Genomic DNA, 25287 nt, shown 5'->3' with positions numbered 1-25287 from the left:
CCGTCGTGGCGGATCTGGCGCAATTTGCCTGCCAGCGGCTCGGCAGGACGGGGCCGTGCTTCAGCCTGGAGTCAAGAACAGCGGTTCTTGCGCGCCGGATCGGCCGGTTCGAGGGCGTGCCGACGCCTACCCTGGGAGAGGGCGGATCCGCCCCACCCGATTCCGCGCCACCGATCCCTGGCGCATCTGCTTGCAAGGACGCTGATGAACGACTTCGCCGCGCGCCGCGACGACTGGAAGGCCAGAGAAGAACTCGCCGAGCGGATGATCCCGCTGATCGGCGGGCTGAACCGAGATCGCGACGTGGTGACGTCGCTGCACGGGCACCGCCTGCTCGGGCTCTCCACGACCGAGATCCTCGAGGTGCACGAGCGCGTCGCCGCCCTCGGGCACGACGAGCTCGCGCTGGAGGACACGCTCGCGGTGCTCGAGGCGCTGCGCCGGCTCGCCCCGTCCGCCGCATCGCTCGACGTCGGCCGTCTGGTCGAGAACGTCCAGGGCGACGAGGCGACCCTCCTCGAGCGCCTGCGCGCCGAGCTCGCCCCGGCGCTCGGCGAGGCGTCCGAGGCCGCCGAGCCGACCGACGTCGTGCTCTACGGGTTCGGCCGCATCGGCCGCCTGCTGGCGCGGATCCTCATCGCGCACACCGGCGGGGGCAGCGGGCTGCGCCTGCGTGCGATCGTGGTGCGCAAGGGGGCCGAGAACGACCTCGTCAAGCGCGCCTCGCTGCTGCTGCGCGACTCCGTGCACGGGCGCTTCGAGGGCTCCGTCGACGTCGACGAGGAGAACTCGCAGCTCATCGCCAACGGCACCCGGATCCAGGTCATCTACTCCAACGACCCGGCGACGATCGACTACACCGCCTACGGCATCCACGACGCGATCGTCGTCGACAACACCGGTCGCTGGCGCGACGAGGCCGGCCTCAGCCGCCACCTGGAATCGACCGGCGTCGCGCGCGTGCTGCTCACCGCACCGGGCAAGGGCGACCTGAAGAACATCGTGCACGGCATCAACCACGACACGATCGAGGACGGCGACCGGATCCTGTCGGCCGCGTCCTGCACGACCAATGCCATCACGCCGGTGCTCAAGGCCGTCGACGAGGCGTACGGCATCGTGCGCGGTCACGTCGAGACGGTGCACTCGTTCACCAACGACCAGAACCTCATCGACAACTTCCACTCCGGCGACCGCCGCGGCCGCTCGGCGGTGCTCAACATGGTGATCACGGAGACCGGTGCCGCGAAGGCCGTCGCCCGCGCGCTGCCCGAGCTCGCCGGCAAGCTCACCGGATCCGCGATCCGCGTGCCCACCCCCGACGTGTCCCTCGCCGTGCTGCATCTGACGCTGGAGCGCCCCGCCGAGAAGGCCGAGCTCAACGACTACCTGCGCCGCGTCTCGCTGCACTCGAAGCTCCGTCAGCAGATCGACTACGTCGAGTCGCCCGAGGTCGTCTCCACCGATTTCGTCGGCTCGCACCGCGCCGGCATCGTCGACGGCCTCGCCACGATCGCGAACGGCACCGACGTCATCCTCTACGTCTGGTACGACAACGAGTTCGGCTACTCCAGCCAGGTGATCCGCGTGCTCGAGGTCATGGCGGGATCGCACCCCGTCGTGCTGCCCGTGCGCCGCGAGGTCACGCTGCAGGGCTGAACCCCGCTCCGTCTCCTCCTCCCCGGACGTCGGGCGAGCCGAGCCGTGGGCCGAGCTCGCCCGGCGTCCGCGAGGTCTCCGCTGCGCGGAGGCCGATCCGCGATCCGCGGCGCCGTCTTGGACTCGTCTGGGAGAGCCGGTGGTGAGATCGTGGTGAGGACAGGAGGTCCGCATGACCGATGCCCGCCCGCGGCTGCTCTACGTCGAGGACGATGCCGACATCGCCGAGATGTCCCTCGAGGTGCTCGGCGAGACCTATGCGGTCGACCACGTGACGGACGGCGCTGCGGCGCTGCGCCGTGCTCTCGACGAGCGCTACGACGTCATGCTCGTGGATCGTCGGCTGCCCGGGATGGACGGGGCGAGCCTCGTCGCGGCGATCCGCACGGCGCACATCACGACGCCGGTGCTCATGCTCACCGCCCTCGGCGCGGTGCCGGATCGTGTGGAGGGGCTCGACGCCGGCGCGAACGACTATCTCACCAAGCCCTTCGACTTCGATGAGCTGCTGGCGCGGCTGCGCGCGCTGCGCCGGGGATTCCAGGCGGAGGGGCGCCGCCGGGAGATCGGCGACTGGACCTTCATCCCCGACTCCTGGGTGCTGCATTCGCCCACCGGCGCCCGGGTGTCGCTGACGGCGACCGAGGCGGCGTTCCTCGAGTTCCTCTCGGCGAGCCCCGAGCGCGTGTTCAGCCGCGAGGAGATCCTGCGCGGCGTGTTCTCGTCGGCGGACGGCGTGGGCACCGTCGACACCTACGTGCACTACATCCGCCGCAAGACCGCGCCCGAGATGATCGACACCGTGCGCGGACGCGGCTATCGCGCGGGGGATCCGCGATGATGCGGCCGGCGCGACGGTGCGGGGCAGCGTCATGAGCGGATCCGCCGACCGCGAGCGGGTGCGCCGCTCCGCGCGTCAGATCGGCCTCTGGACCGGCGTCGCCTCGGCGGTCGTCATCGCCGCAGGCGTCGGGATCCTCGTCGCCGTGATCCTCGCCACCTCGCGGCCGCAGGGGGACGACCGCGTCACGGCGGGCCCCCGGCCCGGCGGCTTCGCCGTCGATAACCCGGATCACGTCGTCGTCGACGTGGACAGGGTGCTGCCGTGGGTGGTCGTGCTCGGCGTCGTCGGGGTCGCTCTGCTCGGACTCATCGCCTGGTTCACGGCGCGGCGTGCGGTCGCGCCCCTCGAAGGGGCGCTGCAGGCGCAGCGCGATTTCGTCGCCGATGCGAGTCACGAGCTGCGCACCCCGCTCACCGCACTGTCGAGCCGGGTGCAGATCCTGCAGCGTCGTGTCGCGCGCGGGGAGGACATCGGCGACGCCCTCGACCGGCTCCGCAGCGACACCGCCGTCATGGACGAGATCCTCACCGAGCTGCTTCTCGCCGCGCAGGCCGACCAGGCGCCCGTCCGGGCGGAGGCGTCCGACGCCGCGGCCGCGGTGCAGGGCGCGGTGGAGGTGATCCGGCCGATCGCCGAGGACGCGGACGTGGCGCTGCAGGCGGCGGTCGCTCCGGGGCTGTCCGTGGCGGTGCCCGCGGTGACGGTCACCCGGCTCTGCACGGCGCTCCTCGACAACGCCGTGCAGCATGCCCCGCGGCGCTCGTCCGTGACCCTCTCGGTCGCTTCGGGCGACGGCCCCGGCCGCGGTTCCGTGGAGTTCCGGGTCGTCGACCGCGGACCCGGGATCCGCGCCGAGGACCGGGAGCGCATCTTCACGCGGTTCGCCCGCGGCCCCGAGACCGGACGGCGTCGCGGGTTCGGCCTCGGTCTCGCGCTGGTCCGCGACATGGCGACGCGCTACGGCGGATCCGTCGGCATCGAGGACACGTCGGACGCGGGGACCACGTTCCTGCTGCGCCTGCCGGCCGCGGTCACGGCCCGGGGATGAGGAGCGCCGGGTCGTCCTCGGCGACCGCGACCTCGACCCCGTGCGCCCAGCGGCGGATGCGCCCGTCGGCGGCGACGAGCATGCCCGAGCAGTCGGGGGCGTCACGCAACCAAGTGAGGTCGTCGAAGCCCGCGACCACCGCGACCGTCGCCCAGGCGTCGGCGTCGCTCAGGTGCTCGGCGATCACGGTCGCCGTGGGGGCGCCGGCGATGGCGCGTGCGGTCCCCGGGGCTCGCGAAGGGCGCGGGTCGATGATGTGGGCGCCGCGCTCCGACGGTCCCGAGGTCGCCACGGCGCCCTCGCGCAACGGCACCCGTGCCAGCACGGCGCCGGGGCGGAGCGGGTCCGCGATGCCGACGTTCCAGGCCCAGTCCGCCCCGGGCGCGGTGAGCAGCTGCATGTCGCCCCCCGCGGTGAGCCCGGCCGCGACCACGTCGTCCTCGGCGAGCAGCGGGGCGAGGTGCCGGGCGCTCGCCTGCTCGACGGCCCAACCCTTGACGTACCCGGTCGGATCGAACCAGCCGTCCCGGTTCGCATCGAACCGCCCGCCGCTCGCCGCCGCGAGGCGGACGCAGGCCTCCGACACCTGCAGGATCCGCGGATCCGCATCCTCGGGGCGCAGCGACCCGTCGCGCAGCAGGGAGATCTGCGAGTCCGGGCGGAACGGCGAGAACAGCGCGTCCAGCTCATGCAGCTCATCCAGCGCGGCGGCCTGGGCGGCGGCGATCCGCGCGGCGACATCCGGCGCGGGGGAGCGGGAGGCGGTGAGCACGTGCGCGCTCGCGACCGTTCCCATCAGCTCGGCCGTGGCGACGTGGCGGTGCGGACCGGGGGTGCCGCCGGTGCGGTCCCCGGCGGCAGGCGGGGACCCGATCATGCCTTCGCCTGGTCGATCGCGCTCTGCAGCGACTGCGTGTAGCCGTCCGAGGTGAAGGTGGCGCCGGAGACCATGTCGATCTGTGCGGACTGGGCGCTCTTGGTCTCCGAGACGAGGATCGGGAGCGCCTGCGCGTTGATCTCCTCGTCGCGGCGCTCGGTGTTCGGGTACTGCGGCACCGACACATCGGTGATCTGCCCGCCCGACACGGTGATCGCGACCTGCACGGCGCCGTAGCGGGTGTCGGCCGCCTGACCGGTGAAGGTGCCGTCCTTGAGACCGCTCGCCGTCGTGGCGGACGCGGTCCCGGAGGATCCGGTTCCCGACGAGGTCGACCCCGACGTGGATCCGGACGCCGACCCGGATCCCGAGGCTGACGCCGACGAGGATCCGCTCGTGCTCGAGGCACCGGCGGATCCGGTCGTGCTCTTCGTCGTTCCGGAGGCCCCGGTCGCGGCCGGCGCGACCGCTTCGAGGGAGGTGCGGTAGCTGAACAGCAGCACCAGCCCGGTGACCGTGGCGAGGACGGCGTAGACGATCTTCTTCATGGTTCTCTCGCTTTCGGTTCCGTCGCCCGTCGCTCAGACGGCGAAGGCCTCGCTGTGGATGCGTTCGGCGGGGACGCCGGCGGTGCGCAGGTCCCGGCGGATGCTCTGCATCCACGGGATCGGCCCGCAGAGGTACACGTCGTACCGGGACAGGTCCCCGGCGATGCGCTGGAGCAGCTGCGCACCGTCCCAACCGGCGTGGGTCGCGGGCACCCAGCTCGTGCCCTCTTCGGCGCGGCGCCCGTGCAGCGTGTAGTGCACGAGCCCGCGGGACATCGCGAGCCGGTCGATCTCCGCGCGGCGCAGTCCGTGGGCGGCGGAGTGGTCGCGCGTGACGAGGATCGCCTCTCCGGGGGCGTACGGCTCGGATTCGAGGAGCGCCACGAGGGGCGCGACCCCCGCACCGGCGCCGAGCATGAGCAGGCGCGACCCGCTCCGGCGCTCGCCGGTCATGTGGCCGTAGGGGCCCTCCACCATGACCCGCGTGCCGGGGCGCAGCTCGGCGAGGCGGTCGGTCCCGTCGCCGACGCGGCGCGCGGAGAGCACGAGCTCGCCGCCGGCCGGATCGGCGGCCAGGGAGAACGGATGCCCTCGCGTCCAGCCCGGTCCGTCGAGGAACCGCCAGATGAAGAACTGCCCCGCCCTGGCGCCGAGGCGGCGCACGTCGCGGCCGGCCACGCGGACCGAGACGCCGTCCCGGCCGTCCGGGGCGACCGCGACCACGCGGAGGCCGTGCCGGGCGCTGCGCACGAGCGGGAGCGCGACCCGGAACCACAGCACGCACGCGGCGGTGGCCGCCCACAGCGCCCACCAGTAGAGGGTGGCGCCGGCCGACGCGGTGAAGTCCGCCCCGGTCCACAGCATGTGCGGGATCGCGAGGCCGACCCCGAGGTAGCCGTACAGGTGCAGCAGGTGCCAGGACTCGTACCGCAGCCGGCGCCGCGCCCGGCGGATCGACGTGACCACGACGAGGATCAGCAGGAGGGTGCCCGCCGTCGCGAGGAGCATGCCGGGGTAGTCCCAGACGAAGTCCCAGGCCTGCACGAGGACGTTGGTGCGCGCCGTCATCGCGTACCCGATCGTGATGAGCACGAGGTGCGCCAGCAGCAGCCAGAACGACCAGAAGCCGACGAGGCGGTGCAGCCGCGTGATGCCGTCCCGTCCGAAGCCGCGCTCGAAGACCGGCACGCGGGCCATCAGCAGCACCTGGTACAGCAGGAGGTTGGCGGAGACGAGCCCGGTGAGTCGTCCGAGCGTGGTCAGGGTGTCGCCGTCGAACGCCAGCAGGGACTGTATGCCGGCGCCGCTCACCCAGAGCGCGAGCACGAAGAGGCTCGTCGCCCAGATCAGCGTCACCGCGGCGAGACGCCAGAGCACGGGGCGCCGTCGGTGCGCCCGCGCCGCGACGAGCGGGCCGACCGGTGCGAGGGGGGTGAGCGTTGCCATGGCACCATCGTCGGAGGCCGCTTGACAGAGAAGGCCAAGAATCGACCGCCCTGAGCCGGGTCATAGGAAACTCATCGGGATCGCCGGGATCCGCGCACGTCCGCGGCGCACGGCATGATGGAGCCCATGACGGCACTCCTGAGCGAGCGGCTGCGCTCGCATCGGCTCACCGCCCCCGCGCGCACTCCGGTCGCCGCCGCCCGGCACCTGCTCGCCGTGCAGGGTCAGGAGTTCCTCGCCGGCCGCTGGGCGCTCGGGATCCGCTCCTCGGGCGCACCGACGCTCGCCGCGGTCGATGCCGCGTTCGACCGGGGCGAACTCGTGCGCACCCACACCATGCGCGGCACGCTGCACGTGATCCCCTCCGAAGACCTGCGCTGGGTGCTGTCGGTGACGGGGGAGCGGCAACTCCGCCAGGATGCGACCCGGCAGCGCCAGCTCGGCATCGACGACGCGCTCGTCGCCCGGGTCGAGGCGGCGTTCCGTGAGCGCCTTGCCGACGGCGGGCGCACCAGGGCCCAGCTCTTCGACGACCTGGTCGAGATCGGCGTCGACCCCGCGGGGCAGCGCGGCGTGCACCTCATCTATGCGCTCAACGTGCGGGGGATCCTCGTGCAGGGGCCCGTCGTGCATCGCGACGACGCGGTGTCCCGCGAGCAGCTGTTCGTCCTCGCCGACGAGTGGATCCCGGAGACCGCGCCGCCGGAGGATCCGCTCGCCGAGCTGTTCGTCCGTTACGTCGACGGACACGGCCCGGTGACGGTCGCGGACTTCGCGTGGTGGTCGGGACTTCCGATCACCACGGCACGCGAGGCGGCCGAACGCGCACAGGGACGGGTGACCGAGCGTGCGGAGGGCGTGTACCTCGGGGCCATGCGCCCGCGCCGCGCATCCGGCGCCGATGATGCGGCGACGCTCGCGCTCCCGATGTTCGACGAGTACTACATCTCCTACGCCGACCGGTCCGCGGTGGCCTCGGCGCAGAGCATGGCGCTGATCGGCCCCGGGAAGAACGGGATGGTGCGGGCGAGCCTGGTCACCGCGGGGCGCGTCGCCGGCGCGTGGACCCACTCCGCGGCCGTCGGACGGCACCGCGACGAGCCGATCCCCGAGCTCTTCGACGGAGAGCCGGCTCCCGATCCGGAGGCCGTCACCGCGGCCCTGCGTCGCTACGCCGACTTCGTCTCGGCGCACTGAGACGGCGCCCGTCGGACCGCAGACCGCTTCAGAGCTCGGCGGAGAACGCGCCGTCCGACTTGAGCAGCTGGCCGGACACCCAGCGGCCCGGGTCCGGGTCCCCGGCCACCCGGCCCGGATGCAGGATCAATCGACGAAGACAGGACGGAAACGGCGGATCCTTCCTGCATTCGTCGCAGGATCCTGCAGAGTTCCACGCCGGACCGGCCGGAGCGGGCCGCGCCTACTGGGCGGCGTGCCGGTCGAGGAAGGAGTACACCTCGTTGTCGTCGACGCCGGGGAAGGCGCCGCGGGGGAGCGGCGAGAACATGTGCGTGTGCACGCGGGCGCTCGGCCAGGCCTTGCTGCTCCACCGCTCGGCGATGCCCGCCGGGGCGCGACGGCAGCACGCCTCGTCGGGGCAGGTCGACTGCGCGCGGTCGCCGGTCTCCCGTCCGCGCCACCAGCGGGCGTCGTCGAACGGCACGCCGACCGTGATCGAGAAGCCGCCGCCGTCGGTGGATCCGGTCTGGGTCGAGCACCAGAAGGTCCCCGAGGGCGTGTCGGTGTACTGGTAGTGCTCGGTGGTGCGGTTGCGCTGGCTGAAGGCCGCCCTGGCCGAGAACTTGCGGCACACGGTGAGGCCCTCGACGGATCCGGTGACGTCGGTCGGCAGCGGCAGGTCGTCGTTCTCGTACACGCGGGTGAGCGCCCCCGACTCGTCGACGCGCAGGAAGTGCAGGCGCATGTCGAGGTGGGTGGTCATGAGGTTGGTCATGCGCATGCCCGCCGCCTCATGGGTCACCCCGAACGCGTCGCGGAAGTCCTCCACGGCGAGGTTGCGGTCCTTCTTCGCCTGCTGCAGGAAGGCGACGCCGGCCGTCTCCGGGATGAGGCAGCAGGCCGCGTAGTAGTTGATCTCGAGCCGCTGCTGCAGGAAGTCCGCGTAGTCCGTCGGGGGAGTGTGCCCGAGCAGCCGATGCGCCATCGCCTGCAGCGCCATGGAGCGCAGGCCGTGGCCGCCCGGGATCGACGCCGGCGGCAGGTAGATCCGCCCGTGCTCGAGATCGGTCACCGAGCGCGTGGAGTGCGGCAGGTCGTCGACGTAGAGCAGCTCGAAGCCGAGCTGCTCGGCCATGATGCTGACCGTGCGGTGCGTGAGCGCTCCGGAGGAGTGCCCGGCGGCGCGGAGCTGCTTCTCGGCGAGCGCCTCGATCTCCGGCAGGTGATTGTCCAGGGCGCGCATCTTCAGCCGCAGCTCCGTGTTCGCGCGGCGGGCCTCCTCCGGCGTGGCGATCGCCTCGCGCTCGCGCCGGTGCAGTTCGCGGTGCAGGCCGAGGATCGACTCGATGGTCTCGTCGGGCATGCCCTTGCTCACCCGCACCGGGGAGATGCCCAGCTGACGGAACACCGGGCTGGACTGCGCGCGATCCAGTTCGATCTCCAGCGCCGCGCGCCGGTTCGGCGGCTCGCCCGAGATCAGGTCGCTCACCTCGGTGCCCGTCGCGTCGGCGATCGCCTGCAGCAGCGACAGCTTCGGTTCGCGCTTCCCGTTCTCGATGAGGCTGAGCTGGGATCCGGCGACGCCGACGGCAGCGCCCAGCTCGTCCAGCGTCATGCCGGTGCGGGTGCGGTGATGACGGATGCGATGTCCGAGGGTGGTGAGCTCGAGTCCGGAGGCCATGGAATTGATACTAGCGAAAGAATTGAGTTTCTTGACGCCGCAAATGACACAAAGACTGGCAAATGCTGGCGCAAGATGGGTGTAACGCCCCACCCTTTAAGGAGCAGACCATGGCTATCGCCGAGACGTCCACCCCGCGGATCTCCCCCCTCGCCCCCGTGCGCGAGTACGGTGCGGCTCCCGAGTACGACACCCCGGCCTTCGCCGAGCTGTCGGCGTGGGTCGAGGAGATCCGTGCCCTGACCCAGCCCGACCGCGTGCACTGGATCGACGGCTCCGCGGCCGAGAACGACGCGCTGCTGCACGAGCTCGTCGACGAGGGCAAGCTCATCAAGCTGAACCCCGAGTGGCGCCCCGGCTCCTACCTCGCCCGTTCGCACCCCAGCGACGTCGCGCGCACCGAGGGCCGCACCTTCATCGCCTCCGAGAAGGAGATCGACGCCGGCCCCACGAACAACTGGGCTGACCCCGTCGAGATGCACGCGAAGATGACCGAGATCTTCGAGGGCTCCATGCGCGGTCGCACGATGTACGTCGTGCCGTTCTCGATGGGCCCGGTCGGCGGCCCCATCTCGCAGATCGGCGTGCAGATCACCGACAGCGCCTACGCGGTCGCCTCGATCGGCATCATGACCCGCGTCGGCGCGGCGGTGGTCCGCCAGATCGCGGAGGGGACGCAGTGGGTGCGCACCGTCCACTCGGTCGGCGCCCCCCTCGCCGAGGGCGAGGCCGACACCACCTGGCCGTGCAACGACGAGAAGTGGATCGTGCACTTCCCCGACACGCTCGAGGTCTACTCCTTCGGCTCGGGATACGGCGGCAACGCGATCCTCGCCAAGAAGTGCTTCGCGCTGCGCATCGCCTCCGTGCTCGCCCGCGACGAGGGCTGGATGGCCGAGCACATGCTGCTCATCCGCGTCGTCTCGCCCCAGGGCAAGGCCTACCACGTGGCGGCCGCGTTCCCGTCGGCGTGCGGCAAGACCAACCTCGCGATGCTCCGCCCGACGATCCCCGGCTGGAAGGTCGAGACCCTCGGCGACGACATCACCTGGATCCGCCCCGGTGCCGACGGCCGCATGCGGGCGATCAACCCGGAGGCCGGCTTCTTCGGCGTCGCGCCGGGCACCGGCGAGTCGACCAACGTGACCGCGGTCGAGACGCTCTGGGGCAACACGATCTTCACGAACGTGGCGCTGCGTCCCGACGGCGACGTCTGGTGGGAGGGGCTGACCGACGAGGCGCCCGCCAACCTCATCGACTGGGAGGGCAACGCGTGGACGCCGGAGAGCGGTCGCCCCGCGGCGCACCCGAACTCGCGCTTCACGGTCTCCGCGGCCCAGTGCCCGCAGATCGCGGAGGACTGGGAGGACCCGGAGGGCGTGCCCCTCGACGTGATCCTCTTCGGCGGCCGCCGCGCCACCAACGTGCCGCTCGTCGTCGAGGCGACGGACTGGAGCCACGGCGTCTTCCTCGGTGCGACCATCTCGTCCGAGCGCACGGCCGCGGCCGAGGGCACGCTCGGCGAGCTGCGCCGCGACCCGTTCGCGATGCTGCCCTTCTGCGGCTACAACATGGGCGACTACTTCGCGCACTGGCTGAAGATGGGCCGCAGCGTCCGCTTCGACAAGGCGCCGCGCATCTTCCAGGTGAACTGGTTCCGCCGCGGCTCCGACGGCCGGTTCCTGTGGCCCGGATTCGGTGACAACGCCCGCGTGATCGACTGGATCATCCGTCGCATCGAGGGCGAGGTCGGCGCCGTCGACAGCCCCATCGGCCGGCTGCCGAAGATCGAGGACCTCAACCTCGAGGGCGCGGATGTGACCGACGAGGACCTCGCGGAGCTGTTCCGCGTCGACACCGCGTCGTGGAGCCGCGAGGCCGACTCGACCGAGGAGTTCTTCGCGACCTTCGGCGACCGCCTCCCGGCGGCGCTGACGACCGAGCTCGCCTCGCTGCGCTACCGCCTCGCGAGCGCGTGATGACGTGATCCGGTGCCTCGCGCCGGATCCACCAGCCCGCGGCGGCGGGACGCAGGGGATGAAAAGCTGAGTGGTCCCCGGCGTCCTGTCGCCGCGTTCTTCGTTCTCAGCCCACATCGAGGACGATGGCCAGGGTGCCTCCTCCCGGGGGGCCCTGCTGGACCCCGCCCGCGGAGATCCAGATCATGTTGTCCTGCAGCATGGCGGAGAACGCGCTGGCGACCGCGGTCTTCAGGTTCTTGACGTACGTCGGATCCTCCGTGACCAGTCGCCGGCCGCGGAGGAGTCCGTCGACCGGCTCCTGGTACTTCACATAGGTCGCGAGGATGCGCGCGCGCACCTCCGGCGGCAGCGGGCCGTCGCCCACGGCGATGCCGGCGTCGCGCACGGCGCGGGTGACGGCGCCGATGTCGAGCAGGTCGGCGATGACGGCCCGGCCGACCCGGAGCCGGCCCCCCGCGCCGCGCCGGTTGCCGAGGGCGAGCAGGTGGGTCTGCGGACCCGCACCGCCCACCCCCTCCCAGATGTTCGACGAGACGGCGACCCTGTCGCTGAAGAGCGCGGGATCGGTGCCGATCGCCGCGTCGTCCGGAAAGGGTGCTCCCTCGACCGCGACGCGCACCGCCTGCGCGATGCTTCCGCTGGAGAACCGGAAGACCCCCTGCGGCGACAGCTCCGGGATCGGCGCGCCGGCCGCCCGTGCGGCGGCGATGTCCTCGAGCGCGGGGTAGTACGACTTGCCGATCACGAACTCGACGTCCTCCGGCGCCATCCCGGCGTCCGCGGCGGCGGCGCGCACCGCGTCCGCGTTGGCCCGCACATGCGCGGCCCCGCCGATCCACTCGGGGAGGATCGCCGCGGAGACGGCGCTCCCGATGGCGAGCCGCGGCAGGCCGTCCGCGGCCGGCTCCGCGACGGTGCGCGTGTACACGACGAGGTGCGGCGTCATGACGGTGCCGACACCGGCGCTGAAGGCCATCGGCAGTTCCTCGACGGCCCGGGCCGGGCGGCTCCCGTGGTCGAGCAGGAAGCGCCGCACGGCCTGGTCCGCGTCCACGCGGCTCGAGTCGTAGGTGTCGCCCCAGCCGCCGGTCTTGCCGGTGACGGCGACGATGTCGTCGGGCTCCAGGCGGCCGTCCGCGACGAGCGCCTGGAGCCCGGACACGTCCCGCAGGCCCGCCATGGGCACACGGAACGCGTCGACCGCGCGGGCGGTCACGGGCGGCTCGGCTCGCGCGTGCGCACCGACTCCCGCAGCACGGCCTCCGCCTGCTCCGGAGTGAGCCAGCGCGGGTAGTCGTCGATCGCGTCGATCGCGTCGTTGAGCGCCCGGTATCCGTGCTCGACGGCGGCGTCGTCGAGGTCCAGGCCGAGGTTCGCGGCGAGCTGGCGCACCATGGATCGCGTGCTGAGCCGATCCCACACCCAGCGGATGTCCGCACCGACGACGTCGGCGTGCACGCAGCCCGAGATCGGCGGGAAGGTCCGCACCCCGTCGCGCAGGGAGCTCAGCGCATCCATCGTCGTGCTCTTCAGGTATGCATAGCCGCCGGTGATCGGCTTGAGCGCCGGGTTGGGGATCCCAGTCTCCTCGTAGACGAGATCCGACAGCGCCTGCAGCCGGTCGAGCCTGATGCCGGTGTCGACGCCGTAGAGCACCTCCAGACTCGTCGCGACCTCCTCCAGCGGCGGGAAGCCGCATCGGTAGGAGACGCCGTTCACGGAGACGTCCGGTCCCGCCCCCGCGCCCGCGGCGGCGATCGCCGCCGCGGTGCCGAGTCCGAAGTCGTCGTGCACGTGCATCGTGAGCGGCACGGGCGTGGTGAGCCGGGAGCGGAAGCGACGGACGAACACCCGCATCGCCTCGGGTCCCAGGCTGCTCGTGGAATCCATCAGGTCGATCCGTGCGGCCCCGAGGGCGACGGCCTCGTTCGCGGCGCGCATCATCTTGTCGAAGTCGCGCCGGCCCGCCTGTGCCAGCGTCACGGTCCACTGCAGACCGTTCGCGGCGGCGTAGCCGGTGACCTCGGCGAGCTGGGCGAACTGGCGCGCCTCCGCCTCCGGGGAGGCGGCCTCGACGATGCCCGGTCCGATGACGGCGGCGCCGAGCTCGAGGAGCAGATCGACGGTCGAGCGGGGGTCGATCGCCGGGGTGCCCTCGCCGTTGCCGAGCAGGGTGTCGGCGTACACGTTGCAGGTGAAGCCGAAGCCTCCGGCCAGGATCTCGCGCACCAGCAGGAGCTCGCGCGCATTCGGCTCGTCGTCGCCCCACCAGTCCAGGTTGAGGCTCTCGTCGCGGATGCCGATGTCGTCGAGCGCCTGGGCGATCCGCAGGTATCCGTCGATCGTCGTGCGCGTGCCGGCCGTGTAGTTGGTCTTGCGGAGGGTGCTGTCGATCAGGCCCAGAGGTCGGGGGAAGTCGAAGTCGCGGGTGACCTCGTCCTCGAAGTTGACCGGGCTGACCCAGTGGCTCCCCTCGACCCGGAACTCGCGGTGGGGGTTGATCATCTCTCGTCCTTCGTCTTTCGTGCTCGTCGTTCGTGCTCGTCGGGGACCGGTCCGGCGGGCGTCGGGGACGCCCACCGGACCGGTGCGAGGCGGGGCGCTGTCCTCAGCGGCCCGCGCCCGCGGTCGCGGCGACCGGGGTGTGCAGCGGATAGCCGGCGTCGGCGATGATGGACCGGGCCATCCGGGCCCCGGTCCGGATCGTCTCGACCGCCTCGTCGTACTCGTAGGGCTGCGTCAGGTAGCGGCGCCAGTCCGGCACCTCGCCCGAGGCGATGCGCATCTCGTACGCATGCACCATGTCGAGGTAGGCGGCGAGCTCCTCCACGCCCAGGTCGGGATGACCGGCGAGGAACTCGGGTTCAAACGCCTCGATCACCCGCGGATGCGGAGCCGGCGCCTTGTCCGCGTAGGGCTGGGGCGGCTCGATCGTCACGTTCATCCGCGGGTTCGCGGCGATGATGATCGGCAGCAGCCCGGCGAAGTCGACGAGCCCGGTGCCGTAGGGCCGCAGCTGGTGGGCGAGCCCGCCCTCCTCGTGCGCCACGTACGCGTCCTTGAGGTGCGTCTGGCGCACGTACGGCGCGACGCGTCGCGCGGCGAACACCGGATGCTCCATGCGCTGCAGCACGTTGGACGTGTCGAACACGATGCCGGTCGTGTCCGGCCCCACGGCCTCCACGAGGCGCACCAGCTCGAAGCTCGTGACCTCTTCATGGGTCTCCAGGTTCATGTGGATGCCGAGGTCGCGGGCGATGGGGGCGAGCCGCTTGAGGAACTTCTCCGTCGCGGCGAGCTGATCCGCCCAGTCCGCGTCGGTGCGGAACCGGTCGTACGCGAGCCGTCCGAAGTAGTCGCCCTTGAAGTTGGCCGTGGCGACCCACAGCTCGCGGCAGCCGATGGCGGCGCTGGCCTCCATCATCCGCCGGAAGCCGCGCAGGATGTCCCCGTCTCCGATGGCCCGCAGCTCCGGCGCCTCCGGATTGGCATACGGATTCACCTTGCCGAGTCCGGTCTCCAGGTACAGATCCAGGTCGTCGGCGCGTTGACGCAGCTCGCGCAGCACGCCGTCGTCCAGCGTCGGGCTCATGTCGAGCACGCTGCGGAAGAACAGCCCGTCCATGCCCAGCTCGTGAGCATGATCGATCGTGGCGAGCGGCCCGCGCCGCGCGGCCTCGGGGATCTTCTTGCCGTCGACGCCCACCCGGATGCGGTGGGTCGATGCCGTGCCGGTCATCACGCCACCTTCTCCTCTTCGAGCCTCTCCCGCGCCCGTCGCCGGGCGACGGTCGGGTCGGGGTTGGGCACGGCGGCCAGCAGCGCCCTCGTGTAAGGGTGCGTCGGGTTCGCCAGCACGGTCTCCGACGGCCCCTCCTCGACGATCTGGCCGAGCTGGATGACCGCGACCTGCGAGCAGATCTGCCGCACCACCGCCAGGTCGTGCGCGATGAACAGCACGGTGAAGCCGAGATCCTCCTGCATGTCCTGCAGCAGGTTGAGCACCTGCGCCTGCACCGACACGTCCAGCGCGGAGACGGGCTCGTCGCAGATGAGCAGCTTCGGTCCCACCGCCAGCGCCCGCGCGATGGCGATGCGCTGCCGCTGGCCGCCGGAGAACGAGCGCGGGTAGCGGTCGAGATCCCGGTCGCTGAGGCCGACCTGCATGAGCAGCTCGGCCACGCGGGCCCTGCGCCGCTTGCGGTCCGGTTCGAGGTCGTGCACGAGCAGTCCCTCGCCGACGAGCTTCTCGACCGTCATCCGCGGGTTCAGGCTCGAGGTCGGGTCCTGGAAGACGAACTGCACCTCGCGCCGGATCCGCTTGAGCGTCGCGCCCTTGGCCTCGGGGATGTTGATCCCGTCGTACGTGACCGTGCCGCTCGTGGGCTTCTCCAAGCCCATGATGCTCTTGATGATGGTGGTCTTCCCGGATCCCGACTCGCCGACCAGGCCCGTGATCGTGCCCGCCTCCACGGTCAGGTCCACGTCGCGCAGGGCATGGACGGGCTCGCGTCCGAGCGCGTGGAACACCTTGTTCACATCGCGCAGCTCCAACAGGCTCATGCCGCCGTCTCCTCTCCGGCGAGGGGATAGAGGTGGCAGGCGACGACGCCGCCGTCCGGAGCGGGCCGCAGCTCGGGCACCTCCCGTGTGCACAGGTCGAACGCCTTGGGGCACCGCGGGTTGAAAGCGCAGCCCGTGGGACGGTTCGCCGGGTGCGGGGGCGCGCCCGCGATCGTGAGCAGACGGGGGACCGTCTGGTCGATGCGCGGCACGGCCTGCAGCAGACCCTGCGTGTAGGGGTGGGCCGGGCGGGCGAACAGGGTGTCCACCGTGCCCTCGTCCACCTTGCGGCCGGAGTACATGACCGCGACGCGGTCGGTGAAGCCGGCCACGGTGCCGAGGTCGTGCGTGATCAGCAGCACCGCGAGCCCGCGCTCCTTGGACACCTTGTCCATGAGCGTGAGCACCTGCTCCTGCACGCGCACGTCCAGGGCCGTGGTGGGCTCGTCCGCGATGATCAGGGACGGATCCGAGATCAGGGCCATCGCGAGGACGACGCGCTGTCGCATGCCGCCCGAGAACTCGTGCGGATAGGCCCTCATCCGGGCTTCGGCGTTGACGACGCCGAGCTCCTCGAGCACGGCCTTCGCACGCCGGGCGGCCTCTGCTCGCGGCACGCCGGCGATGCGCAGGGGCTCCATGACCTGGTCCCCGACCGTCATGAGCGGGTTGAGTGCGCCCATCGGGTCCTGGAAGACCATGCCGATCCTGTGCCCGCGGACTCCGACCATCTGCTTCTCGCTGAGCGCGAGCAGATCCTGGCCTTGGAATTCGACGGATCCGCTGAGGCGGAAGTCGGGGTCGAGGCGCATGATCGAGCGGGCCGTGACCGACTTGCCGGATCCGGACTCGCCGACGAGTGCCACGCGGTCGCCCGGGCGCATCTCGAGGCTGAAGTCCTGCACCAGGCGGACCGGGTCCTCCTTGGGCCCCGCGTCGATCGTGAGGTTGCGCACCGACAGGAGCGGGGCGGATGCCGGCGCGGTGCCGGTGTGCCCGGGACGGGCGTTCGTGAGAGTGTTCATTGCCGTGCTCACCTTCTGCGAAGGGCGGGATTGAAACGGACCTGGAGGATGTCGCCGAGCAGGCCGAAGGCGACGGCCGTGATGGCGATCGCGAGACCGGGTGCGAAGGCGGCCCATGGCGCGGTGGCGATGATGCCCTTCGCGCTGGTGACCATGGCGCCCCACTCGGCGCTCGGCGGCTGCGCACCGACGCCGACGAAGGAGAGCCCTCCGAGGATGAGGATCGTGTTGCCGATGTCGCCGGCCCACTTGACCACGAGCACGTCGAGCGAGTTCGGCAGCACGTGGTGCAGCATGAGCCTGGTCTTCGAGACCCCCAGCACGCGGGCGTTCTCGACGAACGGCTGGTTCATCGTCTCCTTCATGACGCCGCGCAGCACGCGGGCCGTGACCGGCCAGCCGGTGAGGATCATGGCGATGACGGCCGAGTTCAGGCTCGGGCCGAGCGCCGCGGCGACGCCGAGGGCGAAGATGATCGGCGGGAACGCGAGCGCGGCGTCGACGATCCGCATCAGCACCTCGTCGGCCCACTTGCCCCCGAGGGTGGCGAGGGTGGCGACGAGGATGCCGATGATCGAGAAGCCGGTCACGATGATCACCGAGCTCAGCAGCGACGACTGCGCGCCGGCGATGATGCGCCAGAACACATCACGGCCCTGCTCGTCCGTCCCGAACCAGTGCGCGGCGCTCGGCGGCTGCAGCGCGTTCAGGATGTCGGAGCGGTAGACCGCCTGGTACGGCGCGATCAGCGGGCCCACGATCGCGAGGATCAGCAGCAGGGCGACGACGATCGGGATCACGATCTGCATCCCGGAGATGCCCGTGATGGAGCGGACGGTTCGGCGCCGCAGGGGCGCGATCATTGCGAGGGTGTTGCTCATGGCTCTCTGCTCCTAACCCAGCTGCCCGGCCCGCAGACGCGGGTCTCGGATGAGCTGGAGGACGTCGACGATGTAGTTGCACACGACCACCAGGACGCCGATGACGAGCACCCCGCCGAGAACGGCGAAGGTGTCCTTCTGGGCGACCGCGTTGGTCAGATAGGAGCCGACCCCCACCAGACCGAACACGGACTCGACCAGGACGGCGGCGCCGACCATCGCTCCGAACTGGATGCCGACCAGGGTGATCGAGGGGCCGATGGCGTTCGGCAGCACATGCCGCCAGACGAGCTGCCGCTGCGGCACCCCCTTCGCCCGGGCGACGGTGAGGTGCTCGCGGGCGAGCACCTGGATGAGCTCGGCGCGCATGATCCGGTACAGCTGGGCGGCGAACGGCAGGGCCAGGACGATCGCCGGGAGGATCAAGTGCTGCACGCCGTCCCAGGCGGCCAGCGGGTTGCCGGCGAGCAGGGAATCCAGGATCACCGAGCCGGTCCGGGTCGGGACGTCGAAGCCCCGGGACAGGCGACCGGAGATCGGCACCAGCTGCAGCTTCGTGCCCAGGAGGTACTGCAGCAGCAGTGCCAGCCAGAACGTCGGGAGTCCGGCGCAGACGATCACGAGCGTCTTGATCGTGAGGTCGGCCGCGCCGTCCCGCCGCAGCGCCGAGAGGGTGGCCAGCGGCGTCACGCAGGTGACGACGATGATCACCGCCAGCAGCACCAGCTCGATGGTCTGCGGGAGCACCTGTCCGATGCCTTGCGTGACCGAGACGTGGGTCGTGATCGAGGTGCCGAGGTCGCCGCGCACGAGCCGTCCGAAGAAGGTCATCAGCTGCACGAGGAACGGCTGATCGAGGCCCAGGGCCTTGCGGACCGCCTCGACCTGTTCGGGACTCGCGTTCTCGCCTGCGGCCACGCGCGCCTCGTCGCCGGGGATGAGCTTGACCATGAGGAACACGAACGCACTCAGGCCGATGAGCGTGATGACCGAGGAGAGCGCCTTGCGCAGCAGGAAGGCCGTGGTCTGCCGCGCGGGATTATTGCCCGTCATCGCCCTCACCCCACGCGCAGGGTGAAGAACGAGATCGGCGTCGCCGACCAGGAGAAGTCGATGCCCTTGAGGTCGCTGCGGTAGCCGACCGGGAACGCCACCTGGAAGAGGTTCGCCTGCACCGAGTCGTCGCCCACGATCGTCTGCACCTGCTTGTAGAGGTCGCAGCGATCGCCGGCATCGGCCACGGTGCGCGCCTTCGTGAGCAGGTCGTCGACCTTCGGGTTGCTGTACGCGCCCTTGTTGGTGCCGCCGATGTTCGCGGAGTTGTAGAGCTTGTCCAGGCCCGCTCCGGGATCCGGGGTGAGGATGTAGTCGTTGATCAGGGTGAGGCCGGGGATGGTCGCCGGGTCCGCGAGGGTCTTGAGATAGTCGGGGAACGCGATCGGGACCAGGTTCACCGTCACGCCCAGGTCCTTCAGATTGGACTGGAACAGCGTCGCGATCTGGGTCTGGGTGGAGTCGACGGACTGATAGCGCAGGTCGAGCGAGGTCGCACCGAGCCCGGAGAGCAGCTCCTTGGCCTTCGCCTTGTCCTGCGCGGACGGCTTGGCGTCGGGGCGGCAGGTGAACGCGGGGGACAGGATCCCGCTCGAGATCGCGCCGTTGCTGTCGAGGATCTTCTGGAAGCCTCCGGAGTAGTCGAAGGCGAGCTTGAGGCCCTCACGGATCTTCGGGTCCGCCGTGGGTCCGGTCGAGGTGTTGAACCACAACTGGGTCTGGCCCGACGTCGGCACGAACTTGACCGAGACGTCGCTCTGCCCCTTCAGGGCGGCGGCGTCGACGGCGGACAGGCCGAAGGACACGTCGATGTTGCCGGCCTTGAGCTCGTCGCGGTTCGTGGCGCTCTCATCGATGCGGCGGAACACCATCTGCGTGGGGCGCTTGTCGTCGAATCCCCAGTACTTGTCGAACCGCTTGACCGTGGTTCCGTCGGCGGACGACGTGCCGGTGCCCTCGAACGGGCCGGTCCCGGCCTCGTGCGCCTGCAGCCAGCCCTGCGCGTCGTCGGCTCCGGCGTTCTTGGAGACCAGGTCGGCCTCCATGATGTAGACGTTCGCGAGGCCGTTGATGAAGAACGCGTTCGGCGCCTTGAGGTTGATCACGACGTGCGAGTCGTCGACCACGGTGGTCGAGTCGTAGCCCTGCAGCAGGGACGCGACGCCCTGCCCCAGCCGGATGTAGCGGTCGAAGCTGTACTGCACGTCCTTCGCGGTCAGCGGTGTGCCGTCGTGGAAGGCGACGCCGTCGCGCAGGGTGAAGGAGATCGACTTCGCGTCGTCGGCGACGGCGAAGTCGCTGGCGAGTGCGCCGACCATCTTGTTGTCCTGGGCGGCGTCGAACTTGATGAGCGGCTCGTAGACGATGTTGTCCACCATGTTGGTCTGCGCGTAGTCCGCGCGCAGCGGGTCCATGGTGTTGAACTCGTGCTTGAAGCCGACGACAACCGTCGTCGATCCGGCGGTGCTGCTGCCTCCGGCGGCACCGCCGCCGGAGGCTCCGCCGGCGGTGCAGCCGGCGAGGGAGGTGGCGACGAGCGGGATGGCGAGGAGTGCGGCGCCGAGGATGATCCGGCGGCTGCGGTTCTGAGATGACATGGAGTGACTCCTGGATGAGAAAAGGGTGATTTCTCAGGGCGCGGGCTTGCGCCCTGCTCGGGGTTCGGGCATCACCGCACAGAAGACCCTTGAGGGTGAGGGGCAGCCGTGCGATGGCTCTTGTGGAGTGCTCCGGTGTCTGATGTTGAGTTGTGCGATCCGGATCGGGATCCGGGTGAGGGCTGCGGGCCGCGTTGCGTCAGCCGCAGGGTGTGCGGATCAGATCTCCCAGATTCCCCTGGGCGATTCGGTGATCCAGACGGCCCCGTCATCGGTGACGAGGGCCATGTCGCCGGCGACGATGCAACCGAGACCGGGAACGGTGAAGTTGGGATGCACTTCGATCACCATTCCCTTCTCGATCAGGACGCCGGAGTCATCGAGGGACCTGTCCCGGAGGGGGTTGAGGTCCCGGGCCATCCCGGGCTCGACATAGGTCAGGCCGAGTCCGTGACAGCTCTGGAAGCGGAACGGATCCGTCTCCCGGGTGAAGGGGGCGTGCAGCGCGTACTGGTCCTCGATGACATCGATGACCCGGTGCAGCGGCTCGCCGGGACGCATCGCCGCGAGGGCGGCATCCTGGATCTGGAGGAGGATCTCGGCATAGGCGGTGAGCTTCGCGTCCGGCCGTCCGCGGACGCCCATGCGCAGGCACTGACCGAAATAGCCCTCGTAGGCCGTGGTCGTCCCCAGCTGAACGCGATCGCTGTCCGTGATCAGGTCGGGGAGCTCCATGAACTCGAAGTAGGTGGTCGGCGGCTCCTCGCCGATCGACAGCCAGCAGTTCGCCGAGTCGGCGCCGAGCAGTCGCCCGGTGTGCTCGATCTCGGCCATGACGGAGGGCCCGGAGGCGCCGGGCCGGGAGGACTCGGCGAACGCCGCCGCGATCATCGCATCCGAGATGCGCGCCGACGTGCGGAGCATGTCGACCTCCTCGGGCGCGCGTGTGAGGCGGAGCCGGTCCAGCAGGCCCTCCGCGGCCACGATCCGATACTCGCGGAATCTCTCCGTCAGCTCCTGGTGGGCCGGATGGCTGAGCTCGTCGATGCCGATCACGCCGATGCGCGCCCCGCGGGGGATGCCGGCCTCGGCGAGGATCCGGGCGGCGGCTTCGGGGTGCAGGCGCTGTTCGCCCGCCTGCACGATCTCGCCCAGCCAGGCCGACCGCCGGGAGAACTCGCGGTGCTCGTGCACGCCGAAGGCCAGCACCGCGGCGGCGCCCGAGGCACTGAGGAGCACCGTGGACGGGGTGGGCCGGGCCGAGTACCCGGCGAGGTACTGGACGTATCCGGCGGTCTTCGTCCGCGAGCCCAGGAGGCGAGGGCTACCGAAGACGATGAGCGCATCGAGGTCGTCGGCGATCATCGCCGTGCGGACGCGCTCGATGCGCGCTTCCAGGACCGGGACCGGCACCGTGCCGGTGAAGCGCTCCGGCGCGGCGACCACGGCCTCCGCGAGGCTCACGGGAGCCGGTCCGGGGAGGAGCCCGGGAGTGCCGGGGAACGGTGGCCGATTCCGGCGATCCGCGCGGGGGTGCGGAGCCGCGACGACGCGGTTCCTGCAGCCCCGGGTGCCGAACTCGCCTTCGGCACTCGAGCGTCTGAAGCAGCCATGATTCAGAGCCATTCCTTCTTGATTCAGGACCCCTCGGGTCGGGGTGACCTCACTGTAGGGCTTGGCCAATAGTTCCGCAAGAGGAGATCTTACTTTCACGATGTGAGATCTCTCGCAGCCAATCGCGCCCCCGCGGAAACGGTGTACGGAAATGGTGTACCAAAGTTCCCCTCTGCGCAAGAGTCTCTTCGCCGCGCATCGGCACCCCGGTTGGTACACCGCCTGCGATGACGGTGTACCAAAACCTTGACGCGATCGTCGGCGGATGCTTAGATCGAGCACGCGCGGGGCTCGATGGAAACAGATTCTCGTATGTCGGAATCAACTCTCACGGTTCCGCCACATCCTGGGCCCGCTGTCGCGTCCGAAGAAGTCAAGGGAGATCTCCATGTCCTCATCCCGGCCCGCGGCCGTGACCGCGCTCACGCTGGAGCAGATCAACGCCTTCGATCAGGACGACTTCGTCGCGGCACTCGGGCCCGTGTTCGAGAATTCACCGTGGGTGGCGCAGGGCGCGTGGCGGGCGCGCCCGTTCTCCGATGTGCGGGAGCTGCACCGGGCGATGTTCGCGGTCGTCGAGGCCGCAGACCGGCAGACGCTGGTCGACTTCCTCAACGCGCATCCGGCGCTTGCGGGGAAGGAGGCGCAGGCTGGCGAGATGACCACCGAGTCGGTGGGGGAGCAGGCCAGCGCAGGGCTCGACGCGCTCAGCCCCGAGGAGCTCGCGCGCATCGGAGAGCTCAACCGCACCTACCAGGACCGGCACGGCTTTCCGTTCGTGATCGCGGTGCGCGGTCACACCAAGGAGTCGATCCTCGCCGAGTTCGAGCGGCGCAGCGGTGCGGACACCGAGGCGGAGCTGCAGACGGCGCTCGCCCAGATCGCGCTGATCTCGCGCGGCCGGCTCGACCGCGCCGTCTCGGGCTGAGCGACGTCCCGCACGCCCGCCCACGCGGTGACCGACCCGCGTCGCGCACCTGCGCATCCCGGATCCACGGGGTAGCGTCGCGTCATGGACGTCATCGAGTACCTGATGCAGGGGGATCCCGCGATCCGGTGGCAGGTCCTCCGGGATCTGACCGATGCCGGGCCGGAGGCGGTCGCGGCCGAGCGGGCCCGGGTTGCGCGGGAGGGCTGGGGAGCACGCCTGCTCGCTCTGCAGGCCGAGGACGGCCTCTGGGACGGCGGCGTGTACCGCCCGGGCTGGGTCGACGAGGAGCGCCCGATGTACGACGCGTGGACCGCGACCCATTTCAGCCTGCAGCAGCTCGTCGACCTCGGCGCCGACCCCGCGGACCCGCGGATGCGGAGCGCCGTGACCCGCGTGCGTGAACGGGTGCGCTGGGACCAGGACGACGCGCCCCGGTACTTCGACGGCGAGACCGAGCCGTGCATCAACGGCGTCGTGCTCTCGATCGCGACCTACGTCGGCGAGTCCGGCGACGCGGTCGTCCGCACGATCCTCGACGGGCAGCTCGCCGACGGCGGATGGAACTGCTGGGCCGAGTACGGCGCCGAGGTCTCCTCGCTGCACTCCACGATCTGCGTGCTCGAGGGCCTGTGGGACTGGGAGCAGGCCACCGGCGGCACCGTCGAGTCGCGCACGGCGCGCCTCGCGGCCGAGGAGTATCTGCTGGAGCGCCGGCTGTTCCTGAGCAGGCGCACCGGAGCGGTCATCGACCCGCGGTTCACGATGGCCTCCTACCCGGTGCGCTGGTACTACGACGTCGTGCGGGGGCTGGACTACCTGCGCCGCTCCCGCCCGGAACCGGACCCGCGGTGCGACGAGGCGCTCGCCCTGCTGCGCGCGCGACGCCGCGCCGACGGTCGCTGGGCGCTGGAGAACGAGCACCCGGGCCCGATCCCGTTCGAGCTGGACGGCGAACGCGAGGGGTTCCCGAGCCGCTGGGTCACGCTCCGCGCCCTGCGCATCCTGCGCTGGGCCGGTGACGACATCGGGCGCACCCCCGCCGCCTAGGCTGGGGCGATGCAGCTCCCTCCCAAGGCCCGGCCCGGCGACCGGGTCGCGGTGCTCTCGCCGGCGTTCGCGGCGCCCGCCGTCTCCATCCCCGTCCACGAGCAGGCGATGCGGCGGCTGCAGGAGATCACCGGCCTCGTGCCGGTGGAATACCCCACCACCCGGCTCCTGGGTGCGTCCCCGCAGGCGCGCGCGGCGGATGTCAACGCCGCCTTCGCGGACCCGGCGATCCGCGCGATCGTCTCCACGATCGGCGGCGACGATCAGATCCTGGTGACCCCGCACCTCGACCCGGCCGTGGCGCGGGTCGACCCCAAGCCGTTCCTGGGATACAGCGACAACACGAACATCCTCGACTGGCTCTGGCGGCAGGGGATCGCGGCCTTCCACGGCGGATCCACGCAGGTGCACCTGGGGCCCGGTCCGCGGGTCGACGGGATCCACGTGCGCTCCCTGCGCGCCGCGCTGCTCGACGGCGGCGAGATCGAGCTCGACGAGCCGGGGGAGTCGGAGGACTTCGGCGTGCGCTGGCAGGAACCGGCCGCACTCACGCGGTACGGGGAGCGGGAGCCCGTCTCGCCGTGGGTCTGGGCGGGGCCGGCGGCGCGCGTCCAGGGACGGACCTGGGGCGGATGCCTGGAGGTGCTGTCCCAGCTCGCGCTCGCCGGCCGCTTCCCCCGGGACGAGCAGCTGGACGGCGCGATCCTGCTCCTGGAGACGAGCGAGCGGCTGACGCCCGCGCCTGCGGTGGCGGAGCAGCTGCGCGCCTACGGGGAGCGCGGACTGCTCGCCCGCGCGGCCGGGGTGGTGGTCGCGCGTCCGCCGGCGAGCACGCACGAGGTCGTCCCGTCCGTGGGGGAGCGCGCGGCGGCGCGGGCGGCGCAGCGCGACGCCGTGCTCGCGGCGATGGCCCGCTACAACCCCGAAGCGGTGGTGTGCGTGGGCGTGCCGTTCGGGCACACCCGGCCGCAGTGGATCCTGCCCTACGGGGGCCGGATGGTGCTCGACGGCGCGCGCCGGGTCATCACCGCCGACTACGCCTGAGGCTTCGGGGCCGGTGCGCCGCCGCTGCGGTCAGCGGCGACCGAAGCGGCGGTGCGCCGCCTGCCGGGTGATGCCCAGGGCGCTGGCGATCGCCTGCCAGGAGTATCCGGCGGCGCGCGCCCGGCGCACCTGCACCTCCTCGGCGCGGGCGATGTCGCGGCGCACCGCGACCAGCCGGTGCAGTTCGGCGAGGGGCTCGCCCTGCGGGTCCAGATCGTTCGCCGTCTTCGTCATGGCATCCTCCTGTATGTCAATGCTGGTTGACAT

General features: G+C 71.2%; 22 protein-coding genes. 8 read left to right on the top strand and 14 right to left on the bottom strand.

Annotated features, from left to right (window positions below):
• The first annotated feature begins 204 nt into the window (after positions 1-204).
• The 3 genes from J8G10_RS00480 to J8G10_RS00470 all read left to right on the top strand — a co-directional run bounded on the left by J8G10_RS00480 (position 205) and on the right by J8G10_RS00470 (position 3551).
• Positions 205-1659, top strand: coding sequence for a glyceraldehyde-3-phosphate dehydrogenase (locus J8G10_RS00480; RefSeq protein WP_251438515.1), 1455 nt, complete (start codon positions 205-207; stop codon positions 1657-1659).
• A 172-nt stretch (positions 1660-1831) separates the two neighbouring features.
• Positions 1832-2500: a response regulator transcription factor gene (locus tag J8G10_RS00475; RefSeq protein WP_251438514.1), complete on the top strand. Its 669-nt coding sequence runs from the start codon at positions 1832-1834 to the stop codon at positions 2498-2500.
• A gap of 31 nt (positions 2501-2531) precedes the next feature.
• Positions 2532-3551, top strand: coding sequence for a sensor histidine kinase KdpD (locus J8G10_RS00470; protein WP_251438513.1), 1020 nt, complete (start codon positions 2532-2534; stop codon positions 3549-3551).
• Here J8G10_RS00470 and J8G10_RS00465 read toward each other — a convergent pair.
• From J8G10_RS00465 to J8G10_RS00455, 3 genes are read right to left on the bottom strand one after another with little or no spacing between them, the layout of a single operon-like run.
• Positions 3535-4428 (bottom strand): FAD:protein FMN transferase, encoded by an 894-nt coding sequence (locus J8G10_RS00465; RefSeq protein ID WP_251438512.1) that lies wholly within the window; start codon positions 4426-4428, stop codon positions 3535-3537. The genes J8G10_RS00470 and J8G10_RS00465 overlap by 17 nt on opposite strands.
• Positions 4425-4976, bottom strand: coding sequence for an FMN-binding protein (locus J8G10_RS00460; RefSeq protein ID WP_251438511.1), 552 nt, complete (start codon positions 4974-4976; stop codon positions 4425-4427). The genes J8G10_RS00465 and J8G10_RS00460 overlap by 4 nt, the downstream gene beginning before the upstream one ends.
• 33 nt (positions 4977-5009) lie before the next feature.
• Positions 5010-6422 (bottom strand): ferric reductase-like transmembrane domain-containing protein, encoded by a 1413-nt coding sequence (locus J8G10_RS00455; protein WP_251438510.1) that lies wholly within the window; start codon positions 6420-6422, stop codon positions 5010-5012.
• A gap of 126 nt (positions 6423-6548) precedes the next feature.
• On the opposite strand from J8G10_RS00455, the gene J8G10_RS00450 reads away from it, so the two are divergent.
• Positions 6549-7619 carry a winged helix DNA-binding domain-containing protein gene (locus J8G10_RS00450; RefSeq protein WP_251438509.1) on the top strand — a complete coding sequence of 357 codons (1071 nt, stop codon included), beginning with the start codon at positions 6549-6551 and terminating at the stop codon, positions 7617-7619.
• A 223-nt stretch (positions 7620-7842) separates the two neighbouring features.
• Here the strand turns inward: J8G10_RS00450 and J8G10_RS00445 are convergent, their stop codons facing one another.
• Positions 7843-9282 carry a helix-turn-helix domain-containing protein gene (locus J8G10_RS00445; RefSeq protein ID WP_251438508.1) on the bottom strand — a complete coding sequence of 480 codons (1440 nt, stop codon included), beginning with the start codon at positions 9280-9282 and terminating at the stop codon, positions 7843-7845.
• 110 nt (positions 9283-9392) lie between these two features.
• On the opposite strand from J8G10_RS00445, the gene J8G10_RS00440 reads away from it, so the two are divergent.
• Positions 9393-11261 carry a phosphoenolpyruvate carboxykinase (GTP) gene (locus J8G10_RS00440; RefSeq protein WP_251438507.1) on the top strand — a complete coding sequence of 623 codons (1869 nt, stop codon included), beginning with the start codon at positions 9393-9395 and terminating at the stop codon, positions 11259-11261.
• 106 nt (positions 11262-11367) lie between these two features.
• Here the strand turns inward: J8G10_RS00440 and J8G10_RS00435 are convergent, their stop codons facing one another.
• The 9 genes from J8G10_RS00435 to J8G10_RS00395 all read right to left on the bottom strand — a co-directional run bounded on the left by J8G10_RS00435 (position 11368) and on the right by J8G10_RS00395 (position 21848).
• Complete coding sequence (locus J8G10_RS00435) at positions 11368-12480, bottom strand: ring-opening amidohydrolase (RefSeq protein ID WP_251438506.1); 1113 nt, start codon at positions 12478-12480, stop codon at positions 11368-11370.
• A complete protein-coding gene (locus tag J8G10_RS00430) occupies positions 12477-13769 on the bottom strand; it encodes a hypothetical protein (RefSeq protein WP_251438505.1) in 1293 nt (430 codons plus the stop codon). The genes J8G10_RS00435 and J8G10_RS00430 overlap by 4 nt, the downstream gene beginning before the upstream one ends.
• A gap of 103 nt (positions 13770-13872) precedes the next feature.
• Positions 13873-15003 carry a sugar phosphate isomerase/epimerase family protein gene (locus J8G10_RS00425; protein WP_251438504.1) on the bottom strand — a complete coding sequence of 377 codons (1131 nt, stop codon included), beginning with the start codon at positions 15001-15003 and terminating at the stop codon, positions 13873-13875.
• The gene (locus tag J8G10_RS00420) at positions 15003-15827 is read right to left on the bottom strand and encodes an ATP-binding cassette domain-containing protein (RefSeq protein WP_251438503.1); all 825 of its coding nucleotides are present in this window, start codon (positions 15825-15827) and stop codon (positions 15003-15005) included. The genes J8G10_RS00425 and J8G10_RS00420 overlap by 1 nt, the downstream gene beginning before the upstream one ends.
• On the bottom strand, positions 15824-16852 hold the full coding sequence (locus tag J8G10_RS00415) for an ABC transporter ATP-binding protein (RefSeq protein ID WP_251438502.1): 1029 nt from the start codon (positions 16850-16852) through the stop codon (positions 15824-15826). Before J8G10_RS00415 ends, J8G10_RS00420 begins: the two co-directional genes overlap by 4 nt.
• Before the next feature lie 8 nt (positions 16853-16860).
• On the bottom strand, positions 16861-17733 hold the full coding sequence (locus J8G10_RS00410; protein ID WP_251438501.1) for an ABC transporter permease: 873 nt from the start codon (positions 17731-17733) through the stop codon (positions 16861-16863).
• A 12-nt stretch (positions 17734-17745) separates the two neighbouring features.
• Positions 17746-18786, bottom strand: coding sequence for an ABC transporter permease (locus tag J8G10_RS00405; protein ID WP_251438500.1), 1041 nt, complete (start codon positions 18784-18786; stop codon positions 17746-17748).
• A gap of 5 nt (positions 18787-18791) precedes the next feature.
• On the bottom strand, positions 18792-20384 hold the full coding sequence (locus J8G10_RS00400) for an ABC transporter substrate-binding protein (protein WP_251438499.1): 1593 nt from the start codon (positions 20382-20384) through the stop codon (positions 18792-18794).
• Positions 20385-20603: 219 nt separating this feature from the next.
• Positions 20604-21848, bottom strand: a complete 1245-nt coding sequence (locus tag J8G10_RS00395) for a M24 family metallopeptidase (protein ID WP_251438498.1) — start codon at positions 21846-21848, stop codon at positions 20604-20606.
• Positions 21849-22386: 538 nt separating this feature from the next.
• Between J8G10_RS00395 and uraD the strand changes: the two genes are divergently transcribed.
• The 3 genes from uraD to J8G10_RS00380 all read left to right on the top strand — a co-directional run bounded on the left by uraD (position 22387) and on the right by J8G10_RS00380 (position 25020).
• Entirely contained in the window at positions 22387-22926 is a 540-nt protein-coding gene (gene uraD, locus J8G10_RS00390) for a 2-oxo-4-hydroxy-4-carboxy-5-ureidoimidazoline decarboxylase (protein WP_251438497.1), read from the top strand.
• Positions 22927-23010: 84 nt separating this feature from the next.
• On the top strand, positions 23011-23976 hold the full coding sequence (locus J8G10_RS00385; RefSeq protein WP_251438496.1) for a hypothetical protein: 966 nt from the start codon (positions 23011-23013) through the stop codon (positions 23974-23976).
• 9 nt (positions 23977-23985) lie between these two features.
• Positions 23986-25020 (top strand): S66 peptidase family protein, encoded by a 1035-nt coding sequence (locus J8G10_RS00380; protein ID WP_251438495.1) that lies wholly within the window; start codon positions 23986-23988, stop codon positions 25018-25020.
• Between the two features lie 30 nt (positions 25021-25050).
• Here J8G10_RS00380 and J8G10_RS00375 read toward each other — a convergent pair whose 3' ends face one another.
• A complete protein-coding gene (locus tag J8G10_RS00375) occupies positions 25051-25254 on the bottom strand; it encodes an AsnC family protein (protein WP_251438494.1) in 204 nt (67 codons plus the stop codon).
• Positions 25255-25287 lie beyond the last annotated feature (33 nt).

The sequence above is a fragment of the Microbacterium sp. USTB-Y genome, assembly GCF_023703415.1.
GTDB lineage: Bacteria > Actinomycetota > Actinomycetes > Actinomycetales > Microbacteriaceae > Microbacterium.
The sequence above is the reverse complement of the archived record's forward strand: the minus strand, read 5'-3'. Positions and strand labels throughout refer to the sequence as shown.

What these genes read in the sequence shown, in the direction of transcription:
- J8G10_RS00480 (WP_251438515.1), top strand. Translation starts at nt 205, where the DNA reads ATGAACGACTTCGCCGCGCGCCGCGACGACTGGAAGGCCAGAGAAGAA.
- J8G10_RS00475 (WP_251438514.1), top strand. Translation starts at nt 1,832, where the DNA reads ATGACCGATGCCCGCCCGCGGCTGCTCTACGTCGAGGACGATGCCGAC.
- J8G10_RS00470 (WP_251438513.1), top strand. Translation starts at nt 2,532, where the DNA reads ATGAGCGGATCCGCCGACCGCGAGCGGGTGCGCCGCTCCGCGCGTCAG.
- J8G10_RS00465 (WP_251438512.1), bottom strand. Translation starts at nt 4,428, where the DNA reads ATGATCGGGTCCCCGCCTGCCGCCGGGGACCGCACCGGCGGCACCCCC.
- J8G10_RS00460 (WP_251438511.1), bottom strand. Translation starts at nt 4,976, where the DNA reads ATGAAGAAGATCGTCTACGCCGTCCTCGCCACGGTCACCGGGCTGGTG.
- J8G10_RS00455 (WP_251438510.1), bottom strand. Translation starts at nt 6,422, where the DNA reads ATGGCAACGCTCACCCCCCTCGCACCGGTCGGCCCGCTCGTCGCGGCG.
- J8G10_RS00450 (WP_251438509.1), top strand. Translation starts at nt 6,549, where the DNA reads ATGACGGCACTCCTGAGCGAGCGGCTGCGCTCGCATCGGCTCACCGCC.
- J8G10_RS00445 (WP_251438508.1), bottom strand. Translation starts at nt 9,282, where the DNA reads ATGGCCTCCGGACTCGAGCTCACCACCCTCGGACATCGCATCCGTCAT.
- J8G10_RS00440 (WP_251438507.1), top strand. Translation starts at nt 9,393, where the DNA reads ATGGCTATCGCCGAGACGTCCACCCCGCGGATCTCCCCCCTCGCCCCC.
- J8G10_RS00430 (WP_251438505.1), bottom strand. Translation starts at nt 13,769, where the DNA reads ATGATCAACCCCCACCGCGAGTTCCGGGTCGAGGGGAGCCACTGGGTC.
- J8G10_RS00425 (WP_251438504.1), bottom strand. Translation starts at nt 15,003, where the DNA reads ATGACCGGCACGGCATCGACCCACCGCATCCGGGTGGGCGTCGACGGC.
- J8G10_RS00420 (WP_251438503.1), bottom strand. Translation starts at nt 15,827, where the DNA reads ATGAGCCTGTTGGAGCTGCGCGATGTGAACAAGGTGTTCCACGCGCTC.
- J8G10_RS00415 (WP_251438502.1), bottom strand. Translation starts at nt 16,852, where the DNA reads ATGAACACTCTCACGAACGCCCGTCCCGGGCACACCGGCACCGCGCCG.
- J8G10_RS00410 (WP_251438501.1), bottom strand. Translation starts at nt 17,733, where the DNA reads ATGAGCAACACCCTCGCAATGATCGCGCCCCTGCGGCGCCGAACCGTC.
- J8G10_RS00405 (WP_251438500.1), bottom strand. Translation starts at nt 18,786, where the DNA reads ATGACGGGCAATAATCCCGCGCGGCAGACCACGGCCTTCCTGCTGCGC.
- J8G10_RS00400 (WP_251438499.1), bottom strand. Translation starts at nt 20,384, where the DNA reads ATGTCATCTCAGAACCGCAGCCGCCGGATCATCCTCGGCGCCGCACTC.
- uraD (WP_251438497.1), top strand. Translation starts at nt 22,387, where the DNA reads ATGTCCTCATCCCGGCCCGCGGCCGTGACCGCGCTCACGCTGGAGCAG.
- J8G10_RS00385 (WP_251438496.1), top strand. Translation starts at nt 23,011, where the DNA reads ATGGACGTCATCGAGTACCTGATGCAGGGGGATCCCGCGATCCGGTGG.
- J8G10_RS00380 (WP_251438495.1), top strand. Translation starts at nt 23,986, where the DNA reads ATGCAGCTCCCTCCCAAGGCCCGGCCCGGCGACCGGGTCGCGGTGCTC.
- J8G10_RS00375 (WP_251438494.1), bottom strand. Translation starts at nt 25,254, where the DNA reads ATGACGAAGACGGCGAACGATCTGGACCCGCAGGGCGAGCCCCTCGCC.